Genomic DNA, 23,166 nt, shown 5'->3' on the forward strand with positions numbered 1-23,166 from the left:
TTACTCTTTTATAAAAGCGATTCCTAAATGCACCTCCAAATCTAACCTTTCGGTGAAATTTTTTGGGAATGACTTAATCAATGGTTTCCCCATGCCTGAGATATTAACTCCTCCATTTTCCCGTGCTGCTGCAATAAACCTCCTGCACTTTGCAAATCCCTTTGATCTTATACTGGCGTCGCTGCTGCGTAAACGCTCGTGTAAATTATTTAATAATTCAATTCCGGTGATAGCCAATAGCGGCACATCCTGTGCCCAGCTATTGGAATCTTCCAGATTTTTACCCTGTACCTGAAAGCGTCCTCTATGATTCATACTATTTTATTTGATGTGAACAGGTAAGCAAAACTAGTAATGTATTTTCTTAAAACAAAATAAAAATAAACTTTTTAAAAATTCAATATACGAAAGAGATGCCATATCTTTCAGCATAAAACATAAACGGCCATCTCAAATTAATGAGATGGCCGTTTATTGAGGTCTAAGGTCCTATTTCTTCCAGTCGTTATCCGCCGGCGTAGCATCCATATAGATACCTCCGTCAATCACAATTGAAGAAACTGCTTTTGCAGCATTGAACTGAACTGAAATTGCTTTTTGACTGGCTTTCCAGACCATCGGTGTCTGATGGATTACCTGAGTGGTTCCGTCCGCGTAAGTCACTTTCACATCAAATGGAATGGCAAATCCGCCGACGTTATTCAGTGCCACTGTGTAATTGGTGCCTTTGATAGATACCTTGCCGATGGCCAGGTCAATATAGTTATTGCTGAAGAACCAGTTATTCCAGTACCAGTTCAGGTCCTGGCCGGATGCGTTATTGATCGAGTTAAAGAAGTCCCATGGAATAGGATGTTTTCCGTTCCAGCGGTCCATATAGGCGCGCAGGTATTTTTTAAAGGCTTCATCACCCAGCATATCTTTTAAACCAAGGTAGGCCAGCGAAGGTTTTACATAAGAATTGTTGCCGGTAGACCAGGTGGTTTGTGTGATCACAGGTTGCTCTTCTTCAGCATTCTTTTTGAAAATCCATGGTTTTACCCTGAAGGCTTTATAGTTCTCAGCAGCCTTTTCTTTGCCCAGCTGCTCGCATGAGATCAGGTATTCAAGTGTTGTGGCCCATCCTTCATCCATATAGGCGTAACGTGTTTCGTTGATCCCCATGTAAAATGGAAAATAGGTATGCGCAATCTCGTGGTTCATTACAAACTGGCTGAACTCCATATCAGGCGTGGTGGAATCATTGACCATCATCGGGTACTCCATATCAGCAAAGCCCTGTACAACGGTCATTTTTGAAAAAGGGTAGGGTACTCCCGGCCAGTTGCCGGAAAACCAGCCCAAAGCCAGTTTGGCCCATTCCACACCATGTGTGAAATCTTTGGCCTTTGCGTCATAGGCAGACTGTACACTGGATCTCCTGTTGGTTTTAGGGTCTACGATCACACTTCCTGCATCCCATATATAACGGTTGCTCAAAGCAAAAGTGACATCTGTAATGTGGGCAGCGGTAAATTTCCAGGTGTTCCAGGCGTTCTGTTTGGTGACTTCTCCATTTGCCATTTCAGTGGCACTGGCCATAGAGATCACCTCGTCACTGGTATATGATTTTTTCAGCCGCTCGGCAAATTTAGGCTGAAGTACCTCATCGGGGTTTTTCAAGTCGCCCGTAGACCAGACCACATAGTTTTTTGGTGCTTTTACGTTCAGCTGGTAATCATTGAAATCATTATAGAACTCTGCCCTGTCCATATGAGGGAGCATGTCCCATCCATTGTAATCATCGTATACAGATACGCGGGGGAAAGAGTAGGCGACGAAAAAAGTAGTGCTGTCCAGCTGTCCTTCCCTTCCGCTTTCCTTAGAAAGCGGGTAACTCCAGTCGATCTTCAGCTTTACGGTTTCACCGGGTCTGATTGCTGTTTTTAGTTTAACCGCTACTACGGTTCCCCAGTCTTTGGCATCGATCGCGTAAGTCTGCCCGTTGATCACAAAGGAACTGATACTTAGTCCTGTTGTTAGAAAATCTTTTCCTGCATAACCCGCTCTTGGTGATTCGGGTTTATGGACGTTATTGACAAACCGGATGGCGAGCTGGGCAAGTGTATCGGGGCTGTTATTGGTATAATCTATCGTTTCTGTTCCTTTTACTGTCTTATCGTTTGGTGTTACTGTAAGGGTCATATCGTATTTCCCTTTGTTCTGCCAATACTTTTTTCCGGGTTTTCCGTCTGCAGCGCGGGTACCTTTATCGTAGGCGGCCCTGATATTTCTTGGCATGTACAGGTCCTGTGCCTGGGAAGTTATTGAATATAACAGGGATAGTACAGCTAGTCTAAAAAATTTGTTGTGCATAAAAATAATAAGTTTGTTGCACCAAAAGTAAAGGTTTTAAGTTCTTTCTAAACAATTCAAATCAAAAGATTTGCTTTTATAAGAATAGCCTGTTATCTTCGTTTTAATTGAAGCAAGACTATGTAGGCTTAATCTGCCGATGTAGTCTTGTTTGTATTTTAAAGGAAGTTATAAATAATACATTAAGCTATGACAGAGGTAACATACTACACTCAGGAAGGATTAGATAAGCTAAAGGAAGAAGTACATTACTTAACCACAACGGGGAGGCAACTGATCTCCAAGGCTATAGCTGAAGCAAGAGATAAAGGTGATCTTTCCGAAAATGCGGAGTACGATGCTGCAAAAGAGGCACAGGGACTGCATGAAGCAAAAATATCGAAATTGAAGGCCACTTTAGCTTCGGCAAGACTGATTGATGAATCAAAATTAGATACATCAAAGGTACTGGCATTATCTATTGTTAAAATCAAGAACATTAAAAACGGGGCTACCATGACCTATCAGCTGGTGGCTGAAACGGAAGCGGATATGAAGATCGGCAAGATCTCGGTGAAGTCTCCGATTGCACAGGGCTTACTGGGGAAATCTGTTGGTGATACGGCGGAGATCGATGTTCCGGCGGGTAAAATAGAATTCGAAATATTAGAAATCAGCAGATAAACCAAAGCATATGCCAAGTATATTTTCAAAGATCATAGATGGGGAGATTCCTGCACACGTAGTTGCCGAGACGACAGAATTTCTTGCTTTTTTAGATATTAATCCTCTGACCATGGGCCACGTGCTGGTGATTCCTAAACAGGAAATCGATTATATATTTGACATGGATGAAGAAAGCTATTTCGGGCTTACGCTGTTCGCCAAGATCGTAGCAGCAGGGATCAGGAAAGCATTTCCCTGTATCAAAGTAGGCATGGCTGTCATTGGTCTTGAAGTGCCGCATGCACACATCCATCTGATTCCTTTGAACACAATGGATGACATCAATTTCAGCAGGCCAAAGCTGCACCCTACTGATGAGGAGCTTGCAGAAGCTGCATTAAAAATTAAAGCACAGTTATAATATAACTGTGCTATTTTAATTTCTCGTTATTCTTGTGCCTGTCGGCATCCCTGATATTCTTCTTCACCATATTTTTCTCCATGGCTTCAGTCAGGTTGATGCCTGTCTGGTTGGCCAGGCAGATCAGTACAAATAACACATCAGCCATTTCGTCACCAAGGTCTACCGCTTCGTCGCTTTTTTTGAAAGACTGCTCGCCGTAGCGGCGTGACATGATGCGGGCCACTTCGCCCACTTCTTCCATTAAGATTGCGGTATTGGTCAACTCGTTAAAATAACGGACACCCGTGGTATTGATCCACTGGTCAACCGTTTCCTGTGCTTCCTGTATGGTCATTCTATTCTTTGTTTTTGGTGTCTATCAATATGGTTACAGGTCCATCGTTCAGCAGGCTGATCTTCATATCTGCCCCGAATACCCCTGTCTGCACCGCTTTGTTCAGCAGCAGGCTAAGCTGTCTGATCATGGATTCATAGAGGGGGATGGCTTTGTCCGGTCGGGCTGCCCTGGTAAAACCTGGCCTGTTGCCCTTTTTTGTGGCTGCATAGAGCGTAAACTGGCTGATCAGTAGGATATTTCCGTCAATGTCTGTTACCGACCTGTTCATGAGCCCCTGTTCATCGCTGAAGATCCGCATGTTGACGATCTTTGCTGCCAGCCATTCTACATCTTCCTGCTGGTCGCTGTCTTCAATGCCCAGCAGTACCAGTAGCCCATCCCGGATCTCTCCTGTAATCTGGTCGTCCACCCTGCAGCTGGCCTTTGTCACACGTTGTATCACTGCTCTCATTTATGCCCGGGTTTCATTGCCATGAAAAATACTGAGGTAACTTTCATAACGGCTGATCTCTATTTCATCATTTTCAACAGCTTTCAGTACGGCGCATCCCGGTTCATTGATATGCCTGCAGTTATGGAACTTGCAGAGGTGCATCAGGTCGCGCATTTCCCTGAAATAATGTCCCAGTTCCTCCGGTTTGATATCATAGATCCCCAGTTCCCTGATGCCCGGCGTATCGATCAGGTAACCGCCAAAAGGCAGGGTGTGCATTTCGGCAAACGTGGTAGTATGTTGTCCTTTATCACTTGATTCTGATATTTCTCCCGTTTTAATGCTCCTGCCCGGTAAAAGGGCATTGATCAGGCTGGATTTCCCTACTCCGGAATGCCCGGAGAACAGGGTGGTTTTATCTTTTAATAAGCTTTCTATCAAAGGGACGTTGGTGCCTTCCAGTGCTGACACCTCATAACAGGGATAGTCTAACCGCTCGTAAATGCTCTTGTAGTCTGCCAGTACCGCCAGGCCCTCATCACTGAACAGGTCCAGCTTGTTAAAGACCAGCGTGGCCGGGATCCGGTAGGCTTCTGCGGTCACCAGGAAACGGTCTATAAAACCGAGCGATGTACGCGGGGAAACCAATGTAACCACTAGGAAGGCCTGATCGAGGTTAGCCGCGATGATCTGTGCCTGTTTGGACAGGTTAATGGATTTCCTGATGATATAGTTCCTGCGTTCATGGAGTTTGAAGATCACCCCATTGTCTGAATTGGGTTCCATCTCAAATTCTACCTGATCGCCCACCGCAACAGGGTTGGTGGTCTGGATCCCTTTGATCCTGAATTTCCCCTTGATCCTGCAGTCATAATCCTGCCCATCTTCCCCATGGACCAGGTACCAGCTTCCTGTTGATTTTATTACTAATCCTTGCATATTTACGTTGTAAAGGTAAGGAAAAAAGAGGATGCCGTTTTCTGAATCTGTCTTTTCCGGAGCCGGACGGCTCAAATGATTTAGCTGCCTAAAATTATTTTTTTGAGGAAACGCTTGCTTATTAGAAAAATATAACTTTACTTTATGGCGTAGCAACAGCTAAGCAGTATTGCTATTTAAATATGAAAACTAATTTAACAATTACATCCATTATTACCACCACCACCGGGGAACTCGGAGGGAGGTGAATTAATGGTATAAAGACAAAATAAAAAACCATAGAAAGCGCCTTCCTCTAAACGGAAGGCGCTTTTTTTTTAAATTTAAAATTATGAATATTGTAAAATTCGGAGGTACTTCAGTAGGTTCAGCAGAAGGCATACGTACCCTGATCAGCATACTGAAGAAGGGAGATCAGGAAGATTACCCTGTAGTAGTACTCTCAGCGATGAGCGGCGTAACCAATCTGCTGCAGTCCATGGCAGAAAAAGCAGTGCTGGCTGAGGAATATACTGCAGAGTTAAAAGAAATTGAAGAAAAACACTTCCGGGCCCTGCGCGAACTTTTACCTGCTTCCGCGCAAAACCCTGTTTTTACCAGGTTAAAAATATACTTCAACGAGCTGGAAGATATCCTGCAGTCGGTATATACCCTAAAAGAACTGAGTCCTCAGACCAGGGACCTGATCCTGAGCTTTGGAGAGCGCTGCTCCACTTTCATGATCAGCCATATAGCCAAACAGGATTTTCCAAATGCAATTGCTGTAGAAGGCGCTGAGCTGATCAAGACTGACAGTAACTTCGGGCAGGCTAAAGTAAATACGCCGCTGACAGAAATGCTGATCCAGGATTTCTATGCGGCAAATAAGGATAAACTATTATTTGTAACCGGTTATATCGCCAGCAATACCGAAGGCAGGATGACCACATTGGGCCGCGGAGGAAGTGATTTTACCGCTGCCATATGGGGCTCTGCCTTAAATGCTGCGGAAATAGAGATCTGGACCGATGTTGACGGCATGCTCACTGCCGATCCAAGGATTGTTGAAAAAGCATTTTCCCTGTCTGAACTCAGCTACACCGAAGCGATGGAGCTGTCTTACTTTGGTGCAAAGGTGATTTACCCGCCAACCATGATCCCTGCATTTCTAAAGAAGATCCCTATTGTGATCAAGAATACCTTCAATACAGCGTTTGAAGGAACTTATATCCGTCATGGGGCAGATACTTCAAACTTCCCTATCAAAGGCATTTCGTCCATTGACGAGATCAGTATCCTGAACCTGTCCGGCAGTGGCATGGTGGGTAAAGCAGGTTTTAGCGGCCGTTTGTTCTCCCTGTTATCGAGAGAGCAGATCAATGTGGTGCTCATTACCCAGTCTTCTTCAGAACACAGCATCACTTTTGCAGTAAAACCTGAAGACTCCTTAAAAGCACTGGCCATCATCAGCAAGGAATTTGAGCTGGAACTGCTTGCAAAAAAACTGGAATACCCACAGGTAGAAAACGGATTGTCTGTACTGGCCATCGTAGGGGAGAACATGAAACATACCCCGGGTATGTCTGGAAAGTTATTCTATGCACTGGGCAGAAACGGAGTGAACGTAAGGGCCATTGCACAGGGCTCCTCAGAATATAACATCTCGGTTATCCTTTCGAAGACAGACCTTTCCAAAGCGGTGAATGCTGTTCATGATGCATTCTTTGCAGACCTGAAGAAAACGCTGCATATCTTTTGCCTGGGCACAGGAAATATCGGTAAAACCTTATTCCGCCAGCTGCTGAACCAAACCCCGCACCTGGCAAAAAACAACGACCTTGAAGTAAAGGTGATGGGAATCAGCAACTCGCGCCAGATGTATATGAGCAATGCCGGTTTTGACCTGTCCGACTGGGAGACTGAATTGAACGCCAATGCTGAACCAGCCGACCTGAAAGAGTTCGTCAGGCAGATGAAAGCTATGAACCTGCCCAACTGTGTGTTTGTTGACAATACAGCAAGCCCTTATCCGGTAGATTTTTACCAGGACATCCTGGAATCCAGCATCTCTGTGGTGACCTGCAATAAAATTGGTAACTCGGCTGAATACAGCCAGTACAGTGCGTTCAAGGCGGCAGCCCGCACCTATGGTGTAGACTTTCACTACGAAACGAACGTAGGCGCAGGCCTTCCGATCATCCGGACACTGAAAGACCTGATGATGAGCGGTGACAACATTGCCAGCATCGAGGCTATCCTGTCGGGTACCATCTCTTATATCTTTAATAATTTTAAAGATGAAGTACGTTTTCATGAGATCGTGAAATCAGCCCAGGAAATGGGATATACCGAACCTGATCCGCGTGACGACCTGAACGGAAAAGATTTTATGCGCAAAATGCTGATCCTGGCAAGGGACGCAGGATATCCTTTAGAGGAAGCTGATATCAAAATCGAAAGCATGCTGCCTCCTGCCTGTATGGCAGCTGAAAGCGTGGTCGATTTTTACCAGGAGCTGGAAAACAATTCTGCCTATTTTGAGAATTTAAAAACGACCGCTGCAGCCCGTGGTAAAGTATTAAGATATATCGGCAAGCTGGAAGCCGGAAAAGTGGCGATCACGCTGCAAATGGTTGATGATGCCCATCCTTTCTACATGTTATCAGGAAGTGACAATATCATTTCCTTTATCACAGACCGTTATAAAGACCGTCCGCTGGTAGTTAAAGGCCCTGGTGCCGGAGCAGAAGTAACTGCCGCAGGTGTATTTGCAGATATCATAAATGTTGGTAAAAGATGAGAGAGTCAGTAAAAGTTTTTGCGCCCGCAACTGTTGCAAACGTTGTTTGCGGATTTGATGTCCTGGGTTTTGCAGTAAATGAACCCGGTGATGAAGTGATCATGCGTGTAACAGATAAACCCGGAGTGGTGATCTCTAAGATCACCGGTGATGAAGGGCGCCTGCCGCTCAATCCGGCAAAAAATACCGTGAGTGCAAGCGTTCAGGACTACCTGAAACACATCGGCCGTACCGATATCGGAATAGATATAGAATTACATAAAAAGATGCCTATTGGGAGTGGACTGGGATCAAGCTCTGCGAGTACTGTAGCGGGCTTGTTTGCGATCAACACCCTGTTTGATCAGCAGCTCACTGCCAGGGAATTGGTTCCTTTTGCCATGAAAGGCGAGGAGATTGCCTGCGGTTACGGACATGCCGACAATGTGGCCCCTGCGCTGCTGGGAGGTTTTGTACTGATCAGGAGTTATGAACCCCTGGATGTGATCAGCCTGCCTTTCCCGGAAGAAATGTACGCTGCAATCGTCTATCCTGAGGTGGATGTACCTACCAAAGATGCAAGGCAAATGATCCGCTCCAAGGTTTTACTGAAAGACGCGGTGAAACAATGGGGAAATGTAGCGGGACTGGTAACAGGCCTGTTTACCAAAGATTACGACCTGATTGGCCGCAGTATGGTGGATGGACTGGTAGAGCCTACGCGTTCGATCCTCATTCCGGATTTTTATAAGATGAGAAGTATTGCCATGGAAATGGGGGCGGTCAGCTTTGGGATCTCAGGCTCGGGGCCTTCTGTTTTTGCATTAACCAAAGACGAAGCTACCGGACATGCCATCACCCGGGCACTGCAAAAACAATTGAAATCTATTCAGATCAACAGTCTGTCATTCGTATCATCGGTCAACAAAAAAGGCCCCGTCATACTCGATTAAATATTATTATAATGAAATTATACAGTACCAACAATCACGACCTGAAAGTAGATTTTCAATCTGCCGTTTTTAACAGTATGCCGCAGGATAAAGGACTATACATGCCTGCAGAGATCCCTGTACTGGAGGCTGAATTCCTTGAAAACCTGGATCAGTACACGCTGCCCGAAATCGCTTACACCATTGCATCAGCCTTGCTGCATGAAGATATTCCGGCTGAGGACCTGAAAGCACTGATTGATGACGCGATTAATTTTCCTGCCCCGGTTAAAGCCCTCAGTGATGATACGTATGTACTGGAACTGTTCCACGGTCCTTCTTTGGCTTTTAAAGACTTCGGTGCCCGGTTCATGAGCCGTGTGATGGCTTATTTCCTGAAAGACGGGGAAAAGATGCTCGACGTGCTGGTTGCCACTTCAGGTGATACAGGTGGTGCAGTGGCATTAGGTTTCCTTGGAGTACCCAATACGCGTGTGACAATCTTGTATCCAAAAGGGAAAGTAAGTGAGATCCAGGAACTGCAGCTGTGCAGCAACGGACAAAATATCCGCGCGATAGAGATCGACGGAACATTTGACGACTGCCAGGCCCTGGTGAAACAGGCTTTTGCTGATGATGAATTAAACGCCAGAATGAGACTTACTTCAGCAAACTCGATCAATATATCAAGACTGATCCCGCAAACTTTCTATTACTTCAATGCTGTTGCGCAGTTATACAAAGCAGGAAAAAGAGAAATTGTATTTTCTGTGCCAAGCGGAAACTTCGGCAATATTGCTGCCGGGCTGCTGGCCTATAAAATGGGATTGCCCGTAAAACAGTTTATTGCAGCTACCAATGTCAATGATACTGTTCCGCGTTTCCTGGAAACAGGAGTGTACGAAACCAGGCCATCTGTGCAGACCTATGCCAATGCGATGGACGTAGGCGCACCAAGTAACTGGATAAGAATCATGGAACTGTTTAAACAGGATACCCTGAAACTGAAAGAACTGGTGAAAAGCTACCGTTATACGGATGCAGAAACTGTTCAGGCGATAACCGATATCTATGAGCAGTTCAACTATGTGGCCTGCCCGCATACGGCAATTGCCTGGTTAGCGGTTCAGGCCTATAAGACCGGTTACCCCTCTGCTGAAGAGACTTTTGTCTTCCTGTCTACAGCGCATGCATGCAAATTCCCGGATGTATTTCCTGAGGAAATTGCGGCAAAGATTGACGTTCCGGCACAACTGGAAGAACTGAAAAAAAGGGCGCAGTCAGCTGAACATATGGGAGTTGATTTTGATGCCTTCAAGGCATTTTTACTGGCCGGAGAAGTTTAATTTAATGCGTTTGAGCAATGGCAGGTTTTATTGGACCTTGCTGAAACGCATAATAGCGATATCGCCCATCATAAAGTTCAGGGTGGTATCGCCGGTTATAGCATATTTGTTTACTTTTTTTATCATTTCAAAGAAAACGGCCTCTCCCTCACCCGGGCAGGCCATTTTTGTAGCTATCATGGGCTCATTGAAGTTGATGGATGAATCGTCAGCAATCAGCTTACCTGAAAAAGAGTTGCAGCTGCTGTTTCCGCTGACCCTCTTTTCTGACAGGTTAAATAATAGCTGAGGTTTTTTACCCGGGTAAAGACCATTAAAGGCGATCCGCGGGCCTGAAATATAATTCAGTTCCCAGGTTCCCCCAAGTTTTGATAAATCAGAACTCGCGTCTACTGTATTCTTCAATGCATTACATGATGATAACGTAACTATAGCAAGCATTATCAATGTCGTCCTTCTCATAACGTTCCGATTTGTTAGAAATGAAATGTACAAAGAATCTGCCAAAGTTTATCCAGGAAAATAATAAGACCTGAATATTAGAATACTGCCTGCGCAATTCTTTTGGTAGGTTCGGGGTTACTCATGGTATAAAAATGCAGTACAGGGGCGCCAATCTGGATTAACTCTTTGCATTGCTGTATCATCCATTCAATTCCTACCTCCTTCACTTCCGTCTCATTTTTACACGCCTGTATGGCTTCGGAAAGATCATCAGGGAGGTCAAGATGGAAAATCTTTGGCAGGCTGATCAGTTGTTTTGAAGAAGTAATGGGTTTCAGACCTGGAATAATAGGAACATTGATCCCGTTCAGCCTGCATTGTGCAACAAATTCTGAATATTTTGAATTATCGAAAAACATCTGCGTAACGATAAACTCAGCACCCATATCAACTTTCTGCTTTAAATATTTAAAGTCGGTTTTTAAATTAGGGGCTTCAAAATGTTTCTCCGGGTATCCGGCAACGCCGATACAGAAGTCGGTCTGGAAAGCATCATGATCTTCAAAGAGGTATTTTCCTTTGTTCATGTTGGCTACCTGTTCCAGCAGATCTGTAGCATAGGCATGTCCGCCCGGCGTAGGAATAAACCCGGAATCAGCGTGTCTTGCATCTCCGCGTAATACCAGCACATTATCTATTCCCAGGAACTGAAGGTCAATCAGTGCGTTTTCTGTTTCTTCCTTTGTAAATCCTCCGCAGATCAGGTGGGGTACAGCATCTACCTTATACCTGTTCATGATCGCTGCGCAGATGGCTACCGTTCCGGGGCGTTTGCGGTAAGAAACCTTTTCCAGCAAGCCATTGTCATGCTGTTTATAGATATAGTCTTCCCTGTGGTAGGTTACATCTATAAAAGGAGGATTAAATTCCATCAGCGGATCAATGGCATTATAGATGTCAGAGATGCTTTTTCCTTTTACAGGTGGCAGTAATTCGAAGGAGAACAGGGTTTTGCCCCCGGCAGCGTTAATATGTTCGGTGATCTTCATTTCTGAGTTTAATAAGCTAAATTAGGGCTGAGCCATCTTTCTGTATCGTCCAGGGACATATTTTTTCTAAGGGCATACTCTTCTACCTGGGCTTTGGTGATCTTGCCCAGTCCGAAATATTTCGAATCGGGATGTGCAAAATAGAACCCGCTTACTGCGGCGGTAGGGTACATGGCAAAACTTTCTGTCAGGCGCAGTCCTGTTTGGTGCTCTGCATCAAGGATGGCGAAGAGCGTTTCCTTTTCGGTATGATCAGGACAGGCCGGGTATCCCGGAGCGGGACGGATCCCTGCGTATTCCTCTTTGATCAGCTCATCGGCACTCAACTGTTCATCTTTTGCATAACCCCAGTATTCTTTACGTACCATCTCGTGCATCTTTTCTGCAAAGGCTTCCGCAAGGCGGTCGGCCAGTGCTTTGGCCATGATGCTGTTGTAATCATCATAATTCGCCTCGAACTCAGCTACCAGCTCATCACAGCCGATGCCGGTAGTGACTGCAAAACCTCCGAAATAATCCTGTATGCCGCTGTCTTTTGGTGCTACAAAATCTGACAATGCATAGTAAGGTTGTCCCGCAACTTTTTCAGCCTGCTGGCGAAGGGTATGAATGGTGACAGGTTTGCCCTCCACCTCCAGCAGGATATCGTCTCCTACCGCATTTGCGGGCCAGAATCCAATCACTCCGTTGGCGGTAAGCAGTTTTTCCTCTACAATTCTTTTCAACAATACCTGTGCGTCGTCAAACAGTTTTTTGGCTTCATCACCGATCTTTTTATCGCTGAAGATCCTCGGATAACTGCCGCCCATTTCCCAGGTATGGAAAAAGGGAGTCCAGTCGATATAGGGAACGAGTTCATCCAGCGGGAAAGCACTAAAGGTTTTTGTACCCAAAAATGCCGGCGCAGGTGCTACCCGTGCCGGGTCTATCTGGAATTTATCTGTCCGGGCCTCTTCAATCGTTTTGAAACGTTTGTCTGACCGTTTATTTAAATGCGCTTCACGCGCTTTATCGTACTCTTGTCTGATGTTGCTGATATAAGCGCCGCGGGTTTCTGCATTCATGAGCGTACTGCATACAGATACGCTCCTGGAAGCATCCAGTACATGGATCGCAGGGCCAGAATAATTCGGGGCGATCTTTACGGCGGCGTGGATCCGGGATGTGGTAGCACCTCCGATCAGCAGCGGTATGGTAAAGCCTTCGCGCTCCATCTCTTTTGCAAAATGCACCATCTCATCGAGTGAAGGGGTAATCAAGCCGCTTAAACCGATAATATCTGCATTGATCTCTTTTGCTTTTCTGATGATCTCCTGTGCGGGAACCATCACGCCCATGTCTACGATTTCAAAGTTGTTGCAGGCCAGAACTACGCCCACAATATTTTTACCGATATCATGTACGTCACCCTTTACGGTAGCCATCAGTACCCTGCCGGCAGAGGAACTCTGATCGCCATCCGGGTTATCCAGTTTTTCCTGTTCAATGAAAGGAAGAAGGTAGGCCACGGCTTTTTTCATTACCCTGGCAGATTTTACCACCTGCGGAAGGAACATCTTTCCGGCACCAAAAAGATCACCTACGATGTTCATTCCATCCATCAGCGGGCCTTCAATCACATGGATGGGTCTTTCGTACTGCTGTCTGGCTTCTTCTACATCGTCATCAAGATATTCAATGATCCCTTTAACAAGGGAGTGGGAGAGGCGGGATTCAACGGATTCTTTTCTCCATTCCTCATCCTTCACCAGTTCTTTTCCTTTTGACTTTACCGTTTCAGCAAAATCGACAAGGCGTTCTGTTGCATCCTCCCTGCGGTTGAGCAATACATCTTCCACTCTTTCCAGCAGTTGGGCCGGGATGGCTTCATAGACTTCAAGCATCCCTGCATTCACAATCCCCATATCCAGGCCGGCTTTGATGGCATGGTACAAAAATGCGGAGTGCATGGCTTCACGTACGGTATTGTTCCCCCTGAATGAAAAGGAGATGTTGGAAACACCGCCGCTTACTTTGGCATAAGGCAGGTTTTCTTTGATCCAGCGCGCCGCGTTGATAAAGTCAACCGCGTAGTTGTTATGTTCTTCGAGGCCGGTGGCCACGGTTAATATGTTCGGGTCAAAAATAATATCTTCGGCAGGAAAGCCGATCTCATCCACCAGGATATCATACGAGCGCTTGCAAATTTCTTTACGGCGCTCAAAATTATCTGCCTGTCCCTGTTCGTCAAAGGCCATGACTACAATCGCGGCACCAAAGTTCATGATCTTGCGTGCGCTTTCGCGGAATTTATCTTCTCCTTCTTTTAGGGAAATGGAGTTGACGATACCTTTTCCCTGCAGGCATTTCAGTCCGTTTTCAATCACGCTCCATTTTGAAGAGTCTACCATGATCGGCAGTTTGGAGATGTCGGGTTCTGAGGCGATCAGGTTCAGGAATTTGGTCATTGCGGCTTCGGAATCAAGCATTCCCTCATCCATATTCACGTCGATCACCTGGGCACCGCCCTCCACCTGCTGGCGTGCAACGGCCAGTGCGGCTTCATAATCGCCACTCAGGATTAACTTGGAAAATTTCGGGGATCCCGTGATATTGGTTCTTTCGCCAATGTTGACGAACATACTTTCGGGAGTGATGGTTACGGGTTCCAGTCCGCTTAAGCGCAGGTAACGTGGAATAACGGGGATAGTTCTTGGAGTAACATTTTTGGCTTTTGCAGCAATAGCAGCGATATGTTCCGGCGTGGTGCCACAACAACCTCCTACAATATTCACGAAACCATGCTCAATGAAATCTTCCACAAAAGCTGCGGTTTCATCGGGCATTTCATCATAGGCACCAAATTCGTTTGGCAGGCCGGCATTCGGGTATGCCGAGACATAACATCCGGCTTTTGCCGAAAGTTCCTCAATATGCGGCCTCATATCTTTGGCACCCAGGGCACAGTTAAAACCAATGCTCAGGGGTTTGGCATGAACAACAGAGTTTAAAAAGGCCTCTGCAGTTTGTCCGGATAAAGTTCTTCCCGATGCATCTGTGATCGTACCGGAGATCATGATCTCTATCTTGCGGCCGATGACCTCTTCATATTTCTTGATGGCAAAAATTGCTGCCTTTGCATTCAGGGTATCGAATATCGTTTCAATCAGCAGCAGGTCGGAACCGCCGTCAATGAGGCCTCTGATCTGCTGATAATAGGCGTCTGCCAGTTCGTCAAATGTCAGCGCCCTGAATCCGGGGTCGTTCACATCGGGAGAAATGGACAGGGTACGGTTTGTTGGCCCCACGGCACCTGCTACAAAACATCTACGCCCGGGGTTGGCAGCCATGAATTCATTTACGGCCTCTTTGGCAATTTTGGCGCCTTCGAAGCTCATTTCATAATCCAGCTCCTCCATCTGGTAATCTGCCAGGGAGATGCGCTGTGTACTAAAGGTATTGGTCTCAACAATATCAGTTCCTGCTTTCAGGTATTCCGTGTGTATTGCTTTGATAATATCCGGACGGGTGATATTGAGCAGGTCATTATTGCCCTTTACATCACAGGGATGATCCTTAAAGCGTGCACCCCTGAAGTCTTCTTCTGTCAGGACATACCGCTGTATCATTGTGCCCATCGCACCGTCAATAATTAAAATTCGTTTTTCTAACTCTTCTCTAATGTTCATTATCAGGGGTATACATAGCCATTTGTCCATAAACTTATCGTTCTTTTACAGGAACAGCGGAGGGCAAACTTAATAAACAGGCTTAATCAGAATTCCGGTACCGGATCGAATTAACTTATCTTTCAGGAGCAGCCTCAACTGCCCGAGTAGAATGTAGCACCTTGTAAGCACAGGTTGCTAAGACTTCGCAGGGTCTAATCCCTCCGTCTTTCTTTATAAGCGTGTGCAAAAATGCAACAAAGAAAAATCAATTCCAAGAAATGTAAGGCTAAACACAATAAAATTGCAATTGGATGCTACGTTTCTCTCCCTGTACAGGGTGATGCAGGCTGGGGGTGCATATGGTTTGTGATCACTATAAAGCAAAAAAAAAAGAGGCCGATCAGCCTCTTTTTACCTATTACACTGAATATTATTTTCTTCCTCCAAATATCCTTAACAGAAACAGGAAGATATTGATAAAGTCAAGATATAATGACAATGCGCCCATGATGGCTAATTTTTTTGAGTCATCAGCAGCAATAGCATCGCCGTTCTCTTCAATACCGGCACCGATGCGTTTTAACTTTTGTACGTCATATGCAGTTAATGCAGTGAAGATGGCTACACCAAAGAAACTCATGATATAGTCAAAACCAGGGCTTTTCAGGAACATATTGATCACACTTGCAATTACCAGGCCGATCACACCCACCATCAGGATCGGGCCGAATTTAGTTAAATCAGTGTTGGTGGTGTATCCAAGGACAGCCATTAAGCCGAATATACCGGCAGCAGCAGCAAAACATCCGATCACAGATCCTGATGCATAAATCAGTAAAATAAAGCTCAAACTTACTCCTGTTAATACTGAATACAGAATAAATGTACCCAATAAGGCTGCATAAGAAAGCTTACTCAAACCGGCGCTCATTAAAAGTACCAGTCCTACCGGTGCAAACATGACCACATAACCTAAAGTTGAAAGTCTGCCGGTTTCCTGGCTTAGCAGGTAATTCAGCATTTCAGGGCTATTTGCCATGTAAACAGCAGCAAGTGTAGATATGCCTAAGGCAACGAACATCCATAAAAACACACTTGCAAAGAATTTTTTTGCAACGGTTCCTGTCTGGTTCTCTACAAAAACTGATTTTTCTGACCAGTTATAATTATTGTTGTTATCCATTTTTTTAAAATTTTAATTAAATATACGCGTAATATGTTATATTATATGCAAAATTTATGCCCCGAGTCTTTTTGTCAGAATTTCTTCAACTTTACGAAATATCTGGAGTGGTTTTAATGTTCTCCATGCCAAATCGTCCAGCTCGCCGCCAAAATTGATATAATAGTCAATGTTGCTGCTCCTGAACTCTTCGATCACATGCGGGTTAAAGTTAATGCCTGTAATCCATCCGTCTTCCACATCCTGGAACCACTCTTCATAGTAACTGTCTTCAGAAGAATGAAAGTTCAGGATATTTTCTCCTATCAGGATAAATTTATTGATTCCTTCATCAATCATCAGTTCCAGGATCTCCCTTTTGAGCATCATGATATCATTGGAGATGGCATCATTCCATTCCCCTATAAATTCTATGATCGCATAATTGTAGTCATAATCTACAAAGAGAACTTTGATATAAAGTGTATTCGAACCAAAATCGTCCCATTGCGGGTGGATCAGGTAATTGTACAGTTGTTTGTCGAAATAAAACTCTGAATATTCCGTATTGAAAAATGGCGAGCGGGGATCTTCTGCGGCAATATAATCGTCCCGCCAGCGGTAATAAGGTTCTATTTCATGCATAGCAGATATTATTTAGTACTGGCTTCAACAGCCTTTCTCACGCTTCCGTAGCGGATCAGTAAATCTTCGGCTTTCTGATAATCGATCTTCAGTTCGTTCATTACCATTTGAGTACCTCTGTCTACCAGCTTATGATTTGTTAACTGCATATCGACCATTTTATTGCCTTTTACGCGGCCCAGTTTAATCATCACTGTAGTACTCAGCATGTTCAATACCAGTTTTTGTGCAGTACCTGATTTCATTCGTGTAGATCCTGTTAAAAATTCGGGGCCAACCACTACTTCCACAGGAAAATCACTTGCTGCTGCGATCGGCCCTCCTTCATTGCATACGATACATCCGGTTAAAATACCGTTTTCCCTGGCTTTTAATAATCCTCCGATCACATAAGGGGTCGTTCCTGAAGCGGCAAGGCCGATCAGGCTGTCTTTTGAATTGATATCAAATTCCTGAAGGTCAATCCAGGCCTGCCGGTCATCATCTTCGGCATTTTCCACAGCCCTTCTGATCGCCTTATCACCACCGGCAATGATCCCTACTACCTCATCAAAAGGAACACCGAAGGTTGGCGGGCATTCCGATGCATCTACTACGCCCAGGCGTCCGCTTGTTCCTGCACCGATGTAGAACAACCTGCCGCCGCTTTTCATCCTTTCGGTAATGGCCAGAGAAAGTTTTTCTATCTGTGGAAGACATTTTTCCACGGCCAGCGGGACCGTTTTGTCCTCATTGTTTATGCCCTTAAGAATATCAAGCACTTCCATCTGGTCTATATTATTGTACTTCGACTCTTGTTCGGTTACACGTATCATAATTTGTGTTTCATTAATTTTTTAATTCCTCTTATTCTGATGGAGCTTTTACGATCAGCTTCAACTATTCTTATTTTTCAGATCCAGAGCCTTACTGTTAATTTTTACGTATCTGTAAGCAGATATGGTTTGATAAAAATCGTCAATTTCTTTTGAATGGTGAAATTTGAACAAATAAAAGAAAGAATAAAAAAATAGATCAAACAATAATAAATCTGAGCCCGTTAGATAGTTAATTGACAACCTAATTTTATAGCTTTGTACAATTGCTGAACATGAAACCGACTACCCGAAAAAATCTTCTCATTGCACTTACTTATTCTGTTACATTAATAGGTGGCATGTTCCTGGGGTACAAGTTTTTACGGGACCAGGGTTTCACCTTTCAGCGTAATGTTCAGTTTGCCGACAACAATTCGGAAAAAGTGGATGAGATCATCAACCTGATCAACCGCAATTATGTGGATGAGATTGACGCAGATACGCTGAGCCACCTGGAAATCGACAGTTTATTACATCAGCTGGATCCTCATAGTGTTTATCTTCCACCTGTTAAGCTGAGCGAGCAGTCTGACTTACTGGAAGGCAATTTTGAAGGGATCGGGATAGAATATTATATATTGAAAGATACACTTCTGGTAACCAGTGTTTTTAAAGACGGGCCTGCTGCATTGGCGGGACTTAAACTGGGAGATAAAATATTAAAGATCGACAGCTTTTTTGTGAGTGGTAAACATTTGCCGAGAGAGCAGATGATCGGAAAGATCAAAGGTAAACGGGGAACGGCAGTACAGCTGCTGATTCTGCACCCGGGCTCCGCGCACCCGGTTACAATGGCCATCAAACGCGGACGCGTAAATGTGAGCAGCATTGATGCAGCCTACATGATCAATGCAGATGCAGGATATATCCGGATCAGTGAATTCGGCGCCAATACGGACAGGGATTTTGTGGAATCAGTAAAAAGTTTAAAGTCGGCCGGTATGAAAAAGCTGATCCTCGATCTTCGCGACAATGGGGGAGGCTATCTGACAGCCGCCACCAGCCTGGCCAACCAGATCCTTCCGGAGAATAAACTGATCGTTTATACGGAAGGGAAACATGAACCGCGTACAGATTATATTGCGACTGGCGGCGGAGAATTTGAGGATGGTAAACTGGCGGTTCTCATTAATGAGAACTCTGCTTCTGCGAGCGAGATCCTTGCCGGTGCAGTACAGGACCTGGACAGGGGCATCATCATTGGGCGCCGTTCTTTTGGAAAAGGACTTGTACAGGAGCAATTTCCTTTTGGTGACGGTTCTGCTTTAAATTTAACCATTGCCAGGTACTATACGCCACTGGGCCGAAGTATTCAAAAATCATACAAGAGAGGATATACCGCTTACCAGAATGAGATAGAAGAACGCTTTAATGATGGCGAACTGACTGAAAGCCCTCTTGCCTCGAGGGACAGTATGCAGAAAAACCTGGCCTATACCACCGGTTCAGGAAAACGGGTGTTTGCAGGCGGCGGTATACAGCCTGATATCTATGTGAAGATGGACACTGCCGGGATCAATAAGTTTTACAGCCTGCTGATGGATAAGAAAGTACTATTTGATTATGTGTTCGATGTGCTTGCCAACCGTTATACTTCGGCATACCTCGAACAGAACCTGCCAACTTTTACCATTAGCGAGGCAGACTACAAAGACTTTGTGAGGTATGTGCAATCCAAGAACATTGTGATAGACTATAAGCAGCTGATTGCTTCGAAACCTGTGGTCTGCAATGATCTTAAAGCATTGCTTTACAGGTATCACCTGGGGGATGCGGGTTATTACAGGGCTTTGAACCTGAATGATAATATGGTAAAGCAGGCTCTTTCAAGCCTGCAATAACCTTATCTTTTATTATTTCTGTCTGAAATAAATCTGTATCGGTACACCGTTGAAATCAAAATTCTCACGGAGTTTATTCTCAATAAAACGTTTGTACGGCTCCTTGATATACTGGGGCAGGTTACAGAAGAAAGCGAACATCGGTGATGAAGCATTGATCTGCGTAACATATTTTACTTTGATATACTTTCCTTTCAGTGCCGGTGGCGGATACTTCTCAATGATTGGCAGCATCACGTCATTCAGTTTTGAGGTTGGAACCTTTTTACCTCTGTTTTTAAACACTTCCAGGGCTGTTTCTACTGCCTTGAAGATACGCTGTTTGTTGAGTACTGAAGTGAATACGATCGGCACGTCGGTGAAGGGCTGAAGTTTCTGACGGATCTGTTCTTCGAAAGCTTTCATTGTTTTGTTGTCTTTCTCTACCAGGTCCCATTTGTTCACCAGGATTACAATACCTTTTTTGTTCTTCTCAGCAAGGTGGAAAATATTCACGTCCTGCGCTTCGAGGCCTTCCATGGCGTCTATCATCAGGATGACTACGTCAGCCTCTTCAAGCGCCTTAATGGTACGCATAACCGAATAAAATTCGATGTTCTCTTTTACTTTAGTCTTTTTACGCAGACCGGCAGTATCGATGAACATGAACTCATGTCCGAATTGGTTGTAGTGGATATGGATAGAATCACGGGTAGTTCCGGCGATAGGCGTAACAATGTTTCTCTCCTGGCCCATCAGGGCATTGATCAGGGAAGATTTACCTACGTTTGGCCGTCCTACAATAGTTAATTTTGGTAATCCGTTCTCTTCGAGCGGAACGTCTTCAAAGTGCGAGATCACCTCGTCCAGCAGGTCGCCGGTACCAGATCCGGTCATCGAGGAGATCGAATAGATTTCTCCGAGCCCAAAGCCATAAAATACAGCCGCATCATTTTCAAGAGAGGTATTGTCTACTTTATTTACGACAATAAAAACAGGTTTTTTACTTCTGCGCAGCAGTTGTGCGATTTCATCATCCAGGTCTGTTATTCCGGTGATCACATCAACCATAAACAGGATAACTGAGGCTTCTTCGATTGCGATGACGACTTGTTCACGGATGGCTGCTTCAAAAACATCTTCTGAATTTGCTACATAACCACCGGTATCGATCACAGTAAATTGTTTGTCAGTCCACTCGGCAACGCCATAGTGACGATCGCGTGTTACACCGCTGAAGTCATCAACAATAGCTTTACGACTCTCAGTTAAGCGGTTAAAAAGGGTAGATTTGCCTACGTTTGGTCTTCCGACGATTGCTATAATATTAGCCATGTGTTGTGAATTGTATTAATTATTAAGGGGTTGCAAAGGTAGGTTTAATTTTCGTACCCGAAACTTTTTAAATAGTTCTTTTTACTGCGCCAGTCCGGAAGCACTTTTACGAAGGTTTCCAGGAACACTTTCTGGTCCAGGAACCGCTCAATATCCTTACGGGCTTCGGTACCAACTTTTTTCAGCATAGAGCCGCCTTTACCGATCAGGATGTTCTTTTGGGAGTCGCGCTCCACGATGATCTCGGCACTGATCCTGGTGATCTTCTCTTCTTCCTTGAAAGAGGTGATGACCACTTCAGTACTGTAGGGGATTTCTTTCTGGTAGTTATTGAAGATCTTTTCCCTGATGATCTCGGAAACAAAGAAACGCTGGTTTTTATCGGTCAGTTCTTCCTTGTCATAATACGCGGGATGTTCAGGAAGATATTCGAGCACCTTTTCCAGTATTCCTTCCAGGTTGTATTTATGGAGTGCGGATATTGCATAGATATGCATGGGTTTTAAGAGCTCCTGCCAGTAGGCCTGTTTCTCATCTACCTGTTCCTGTGTAGCACCGTCGATCTTGTTGATCAGGACGATCATCGGAATAGTACTGTTGATGATTTTCTCGAGCACATCATTTTCATCATGCTGCTCATTTACGTCTGTAACAAACAGCAGCAGGTCTGCATCACTCAATGCGCCTTTCACAAAATTCATCATGGAATCCTGCAGTCCGTAGCGCGGTTTTATGATGCCGGGAGTGTCAGAAAAAACGATCTGGTAATTTTCTTCATTCACAATTCCCAGGATACGGTGACGGGTAGTCTGGGCCTTCGGAGTGATGATCGATAGTTTTTCCCCTACCAGGGCATTCATTAGGGTAGATTTACCAACATTTGGCTTACCTATTATGCTTACAAAACCTGCTTTATGCGACATCGAATATTTTTTAAAATAAATTTGCATTGCAAAGAAACGAAATATATCTTTGCAGACCAATTTAAAACAAAGGAAGATTAATTCTTTCACCGTTTTAAACTGATATAAAGTGCGGGGTGGAGCAGTTGGTAGCTCGTCGGGCTCATAACCCGAAGGTCATCAGTTCGAGTCTGGTCCCCGCTACCTGGAGAAGCAGCACCTGCGAAGGTGAGTCGCTTTGAAAAGGCCCGTTCGTCTACCGGTTAGGACGCCAGATTTTCATTCTGGAAATAGGGGTTCGATTCCCCTACGGGCTACACAGAAACGCTAGTTGCACGCTGGCGTTTCTCATTAAAGACATAGTGCGGGGTGGAGCAGTTGGTAGCTCGTCGGGCTCATAACCCGAAGGTCATCAGTTCGAGTCTGGTCCCCGCTACCTGGAAGAGCGTTTAACTTGCAAAGGTTAAACGCTTTAATTTAATGGCCCGTTCGTCTAGGGGTGAGGACGCCAGATTTTCATTCTGGTAACAGGGGTTCGATTCCCCTACGGGCTACTTGAAACCGACAGGTGGAATGGCTTGAAATAAAAATATAGTGCGGGGTGGAGCAGTTGGTAGCTCGTCGGGCTCATAACCCGAAGGTCATCAGTTCGAGTCTGGTCCCCGCTACCTGGAGAAGCAGCACCTGCAAAGGTGAGTCGCTTTGAAAAGGCCCGTTCGTCTACCGGTTAGGACGCCAGATTTTCATTCTGGAAATAGGGGTTCGATTCCCCTACGGGCTACAAAAACCGATTTTAAATCGTAGAAAATGAAGCCGTCTTTGCAGCAATTGCAAGACGGCTTTTTTTTGTGGTTTTATTTTTCCTGAAAAGGTTTTTTTCGTGGTTTTGTGCCAGTTTGTGTATTGCTTTATATTTCCCGTATGTTGTGCCGTCATTGGATTACCACTGGCAGGGGGCTGGAATACCTTTTTCTTATTCCAACCCCCTGCCAATTTGGTTTGACGACACCTATAAACACAACGAATACAAAGTAATGTAAAAACAATATATGATTTCGGGGAAGGTTTGAATTAGTCAAGTGTTGGTTTGATGCAGACAATTCAGGGCAGTTTAAGCCTTGTAAATTTGTAGC

19 protein-coding genes, 6 tRNA genes and 1 riboswitch are annotated in these 23,166 nt (G+C 44.8%); of the genes, 12 read left to right on the forward strand and 13 right to left on the reverse strand.

Annotated features, from left to right (window positions below):
- Together BLW16_RS12300 and BLW16_RS12305 are read right to left on the reverse strand one after the other, a co-directional pair.
- A complete protein-coding gene (locus tag BLW16_RS12300; protein ID WP_090556993.1) occupies positions 1–315 on the reverse strand; it encodes a hypothetical protein in 315 nt (104 codons plus the stop codon).
- A gap of 174 nt (positions 316–489) precedes the next feature.
- Positions 490–2,355 (reverse strand): M1 family metallopeptidase, encoded by a 1,866-nt coding sequence (locus tag BLW16_RS12305; RefSeq protein ID WP_090556994.1) that lies wholly within the window; start codon positions 2,353–2,355, stop codon positions 490–492.
- 189 nt (positions 2,356–2,544) lie between these two features.
- Here BLW16_RS12305 and greA point away from each other — a divergent pair, with 189 nt between their 5' ends.
- A complete protein-coding gene (greA, locus tag BLW16_RS12310) occupies positions 2,545–3,018 on the forward strand; it encodes a transcription elongation factor GreA (protein WP_090556996.1) in 474 nt (157 codons plus the stop codon).
- A gap of 10 nt (positions 3,019–3,028) precedes the next feature.
- Positions 3,029–3,421, forward strand: a complete 393-nt coding sequence (locus tag BLW16_RS12315) for an HIT family protein (RefSeq protein WP_090556998.1) — start codon at positions 3,029–3,031, stop codon at positions 3,419–3,421.
- 10 nt (positions 3,422–3,431) lie between these two features.
- Here the strand turns inward: BLW16_RS12315 and BLW16_RS12320 are convergent, their stop codons facing one another.
- The 3 genes from BLW16_RS12320 to rsgA are packed head-to-tail and all read right to left on the reverse strand — an operon-like array spanning position 3,432 to position 5,133.
- Complete coding sequence (locus BLW16_RS12320) at positions 3,432–3,758, reverse strand: nucleotide pyrophosphohydrolase (protein ID WP_090557000.1); 327 nt, start codon at positions 3,756–3,758, stop codon at positions 3,432–3,434.
- Position 3,759: 1 nt separating this feature from the next.
- Complete coding sequence (gene dtd, locus BLW16_RS12325; RefSeq protein WP_090557002.1) at positions 3,760–4,212, reverse strand: D-aminoacyl-tRNA deacylase; 453 nt, start codon at positions 4,210–4,212, stop codon at positions 3,760–3,762.
- On the reverse strand, positions 4,213–5,133 hold the full coding sequence (gene rsgA, locus BLW16_RS12330; RefSeq protein WP_090557281.1) for a ribosome small subunit-dependent GTPase A: 921 nt from the start codon (positions 5,131–5,133) through the stop codon (positions 4,213–4,215).
- A gap of 331 nt (positions 5,134–5,464) precedes the next feature.
- Here rsgA and thrA point away from each other — a divergent pair, with 331 nt between their 5' ends.
- The 3 genes from thrA to thrC are packed head-to-tail and all read left to right on the forward strand — an operon-like array spanning position 5,465 to position 10,169.
- Entirely contained in the window at positions 5,465–7,912 is a 2,448-nt protein-coding gene (gene thrA, locus BLW16_RS12335) for a bifunctional aspartate kinase/homoserine dehydrogenase I (protein WP_090557005.1), read from the forward strand.
- Entirely contained in the window at positions 7,909–8,844 is a 936-nt protein-coding gene (locus BLW16_RS12340; RefSeq protein WP_090557007.1) for a homoserine kinase, read from the forward strand. The genes thrA and BLW16_RS12340 overlap by 4 nt, the downstream gene beginning before the upstream one ends.
- Before the next feature lie 11 nt (positions 8,845–8,855).
- Complete coding sequence (gene thrC / locus BLW16_RS12345; protein ID WP_090557009.1) at positions 8,856–10,169, forward strand: threonine synthase; 1,314 nt, start codon at positions 8,856–8,858, stop codon at positions 10,167–10,169.
- Between the two features lie 27 nt (positions 10,170–10,196).
- Here the strand turns inward: thrC and BLW16_RS12350 are convergent, their stop codons facing one another.
- The 6 genes from BLW16_RS12350 to murQ all read right to left on the reverse strand — a co-directional run bounded on the left by BLW16_RS12350 (position 10,197) and on the right by murQ (position 17,934).
- Positions 10,197–10,631 carry an META domain-containing protein gene (locus BLW16_RS12350; RefSeq protein ID WP_090557011.1) on the reverse strand — a complete coding sequence of 145 codons (435 nt, stop codon included), beginning with the start codon at positions 10,629–10,631 and terminating at the stop codon, positions 10,197–10,199.
- A gap of 77 nt (positions 10,632–10,708) precedes the next feature.
- Positions 10,709–11,662, reverse strand: a complete 954-nt coding sequence (gene metF / locus BLW16_RS12355; RefSeq protein ID WP_090557013.1) for a methylenetetrahydrofolate reductase [NAD(P)H] — start codon at positions 11,660–11,662, stop codon at positions 10,709–10,711.
- 8 nt (positions 11,663–11,670) lie between these two features.
- Positions 11,671–15,330 (reverse strand): methionine synthase, encoded by a 3,660-nt coding sequence (gene metH / locus BLW16_RS12360; RefSeq protein ID WP_090557283.1) that lies wholly within the window; start codon positions 15,328–15,330, stop codon positions 11,671–11,673.
- 112 nt (positions 15,331–15,442) lie between these two features.
- Positions 15,443–15,552: riboswitch (SAM riboswitch) on the reverse strand.
- A 190-nt stretch (positions 15,553–15,742) separates the two neighbouring features.
- On the reverse strand, positions 15,743–16,495 hold the full coding sequence (locus BLW16_RS12365; RefSeq protein ID WP_090557016.1) for a Bax inhibitor-1/YccA family protein: 753 nt from the start codon (positions 16,493–16,495) through the stop codon (positions 15,743–15,745).
- A 54-nt stretch (positions 16,496–16,549) separates the two neighbouring features.
- The gene (locus BLW16_RS12370; protein WP_090557018.1) at positions 16,550–17,119 is read right to left on the reverse strand and encodes a hypothetical protein; all 570 of its coding nucleotides are present in this window, start codon (positions 17,117–17,119) and stop codon (positions 16,550–16,552) included.
- Positions 17,120–17,127: 8 nt separating this feature from the next.
- Positions 17,128–17,934: an N-acetylmuramic acid 6-phosphate etherase gene (murQ, locus tag BLW16_RS12375; protein ID WP_090557020.1), complete on the reverse strand. Its 807-nt coding sequence runs from the start codon at positions 17,932–17,934 to the stop codon at positions 17,128–17,130.
- A 275-nt stretch (positions 17,935–18,209) separates the two neighbouring features.
- On the opposite strand from murQ, the gene BLW16_RS12380 reads away from it, so the two are divergent.
- Complete coding sequence (locus BLW16_RS12380) at positions 18,210–19,817, forward strand: S41 family peptidase (protein ID WP_090557022.1); 1,608 nt, start codon at positions 18,210–18,212, stop codon at positions 19,815–19,817.
- A 12-nt stretch (positions 19,818–19,829) separates the two neighbouring features.
- On the opposite strand, the gene der is transcribed toward BLW16_RS12380, so the two are convergent.
- Together der and era are read right to left on the reverse strand one after the other, a co-directional pair.
- Entirely contained in the window at positions 19,830–21,131 is a 1,302-nt protein-coding gene (der, locus tag BLW16_RS12385) for a ribosome biogenesis GTPase Der (RefSeq protein ID WP_090557025.1), read from the reverse strand.
- 44 nt (positions 21,132–21,175) lie between these two features.
- Positions 21,176–22,054 (reverse strand): GTPase Era, encoded by an 879-nt coding sequence (era, locus tag BLW16_RS12390; RefSeq protein ID WP_090557286.1) that lies wholly within the window; start codon positions 22,052–22,054, stop codon positions 21,176–21,178.
- A gap of 110 nt (positions 22,055–22,164) precedes the next feature.
- Between era and BLW16_RS12395 the strand changes: the two genes are divergently transcribed.
- The 6 genes from BLW16_RS12395 to BLW16_RS12420 all read left to right on the forward strand — a co-directional run bounded on the left by BLW16_RS12395 (position 22,165) and on the right by BLW16_RS12420 (position 22,814).
- Positions 22,165–22,237 (forward strand) — tRNA-Met (locus tag BLW16_RS12395).
- 41 nt (positions 22,238–22,278) lie between these two features.
- A tRNA-Glu gene (locus tag BLW16_RS12400) sits at positions 22,279–22,350 on the forward strand.
- 46 nt (positions 22,351–22,396) lie between these two features.
- Positions 22,397–22,469 (forward strand) — tRNA-Met (locus tag BLW16_RS12405).
- Between the two features lie 46 nt (positions 22,470–22,515).
- Positions 22,516–22,587, forward strand: a tRNA-Glu gene (locus BLW16_RS12410).
- A 41-nt stretch (positions 22,588–22,628) separates the two neighbouring features.
- Positions 22,629–22,701: transfer RNA gene (locus BLW16_RS12415), tRNA-Met, on the forward strand.
- A 41-nt stretch (positions 22,702–22,742) separates the two neighbouring features.
- A tRNA-Glu gene (locus BLW16_RS12420) sits at positions 22,743–22,814 on the forward strand.
- The last annotated feature ends 352 nt before the right edge of the window (positions 22,815–23,166 follow it).

It is taken from the genome of Pedobacter hartonius (assembly GCF_900107535.1).
GTDB classification, from domain to species: domain Bacteria; phylum Bacteroidota; class Bacteroidia; order Sphingobacteriales; family Sphingobacteriaceae; genus Pedobacter; species Pedobacter hartonius.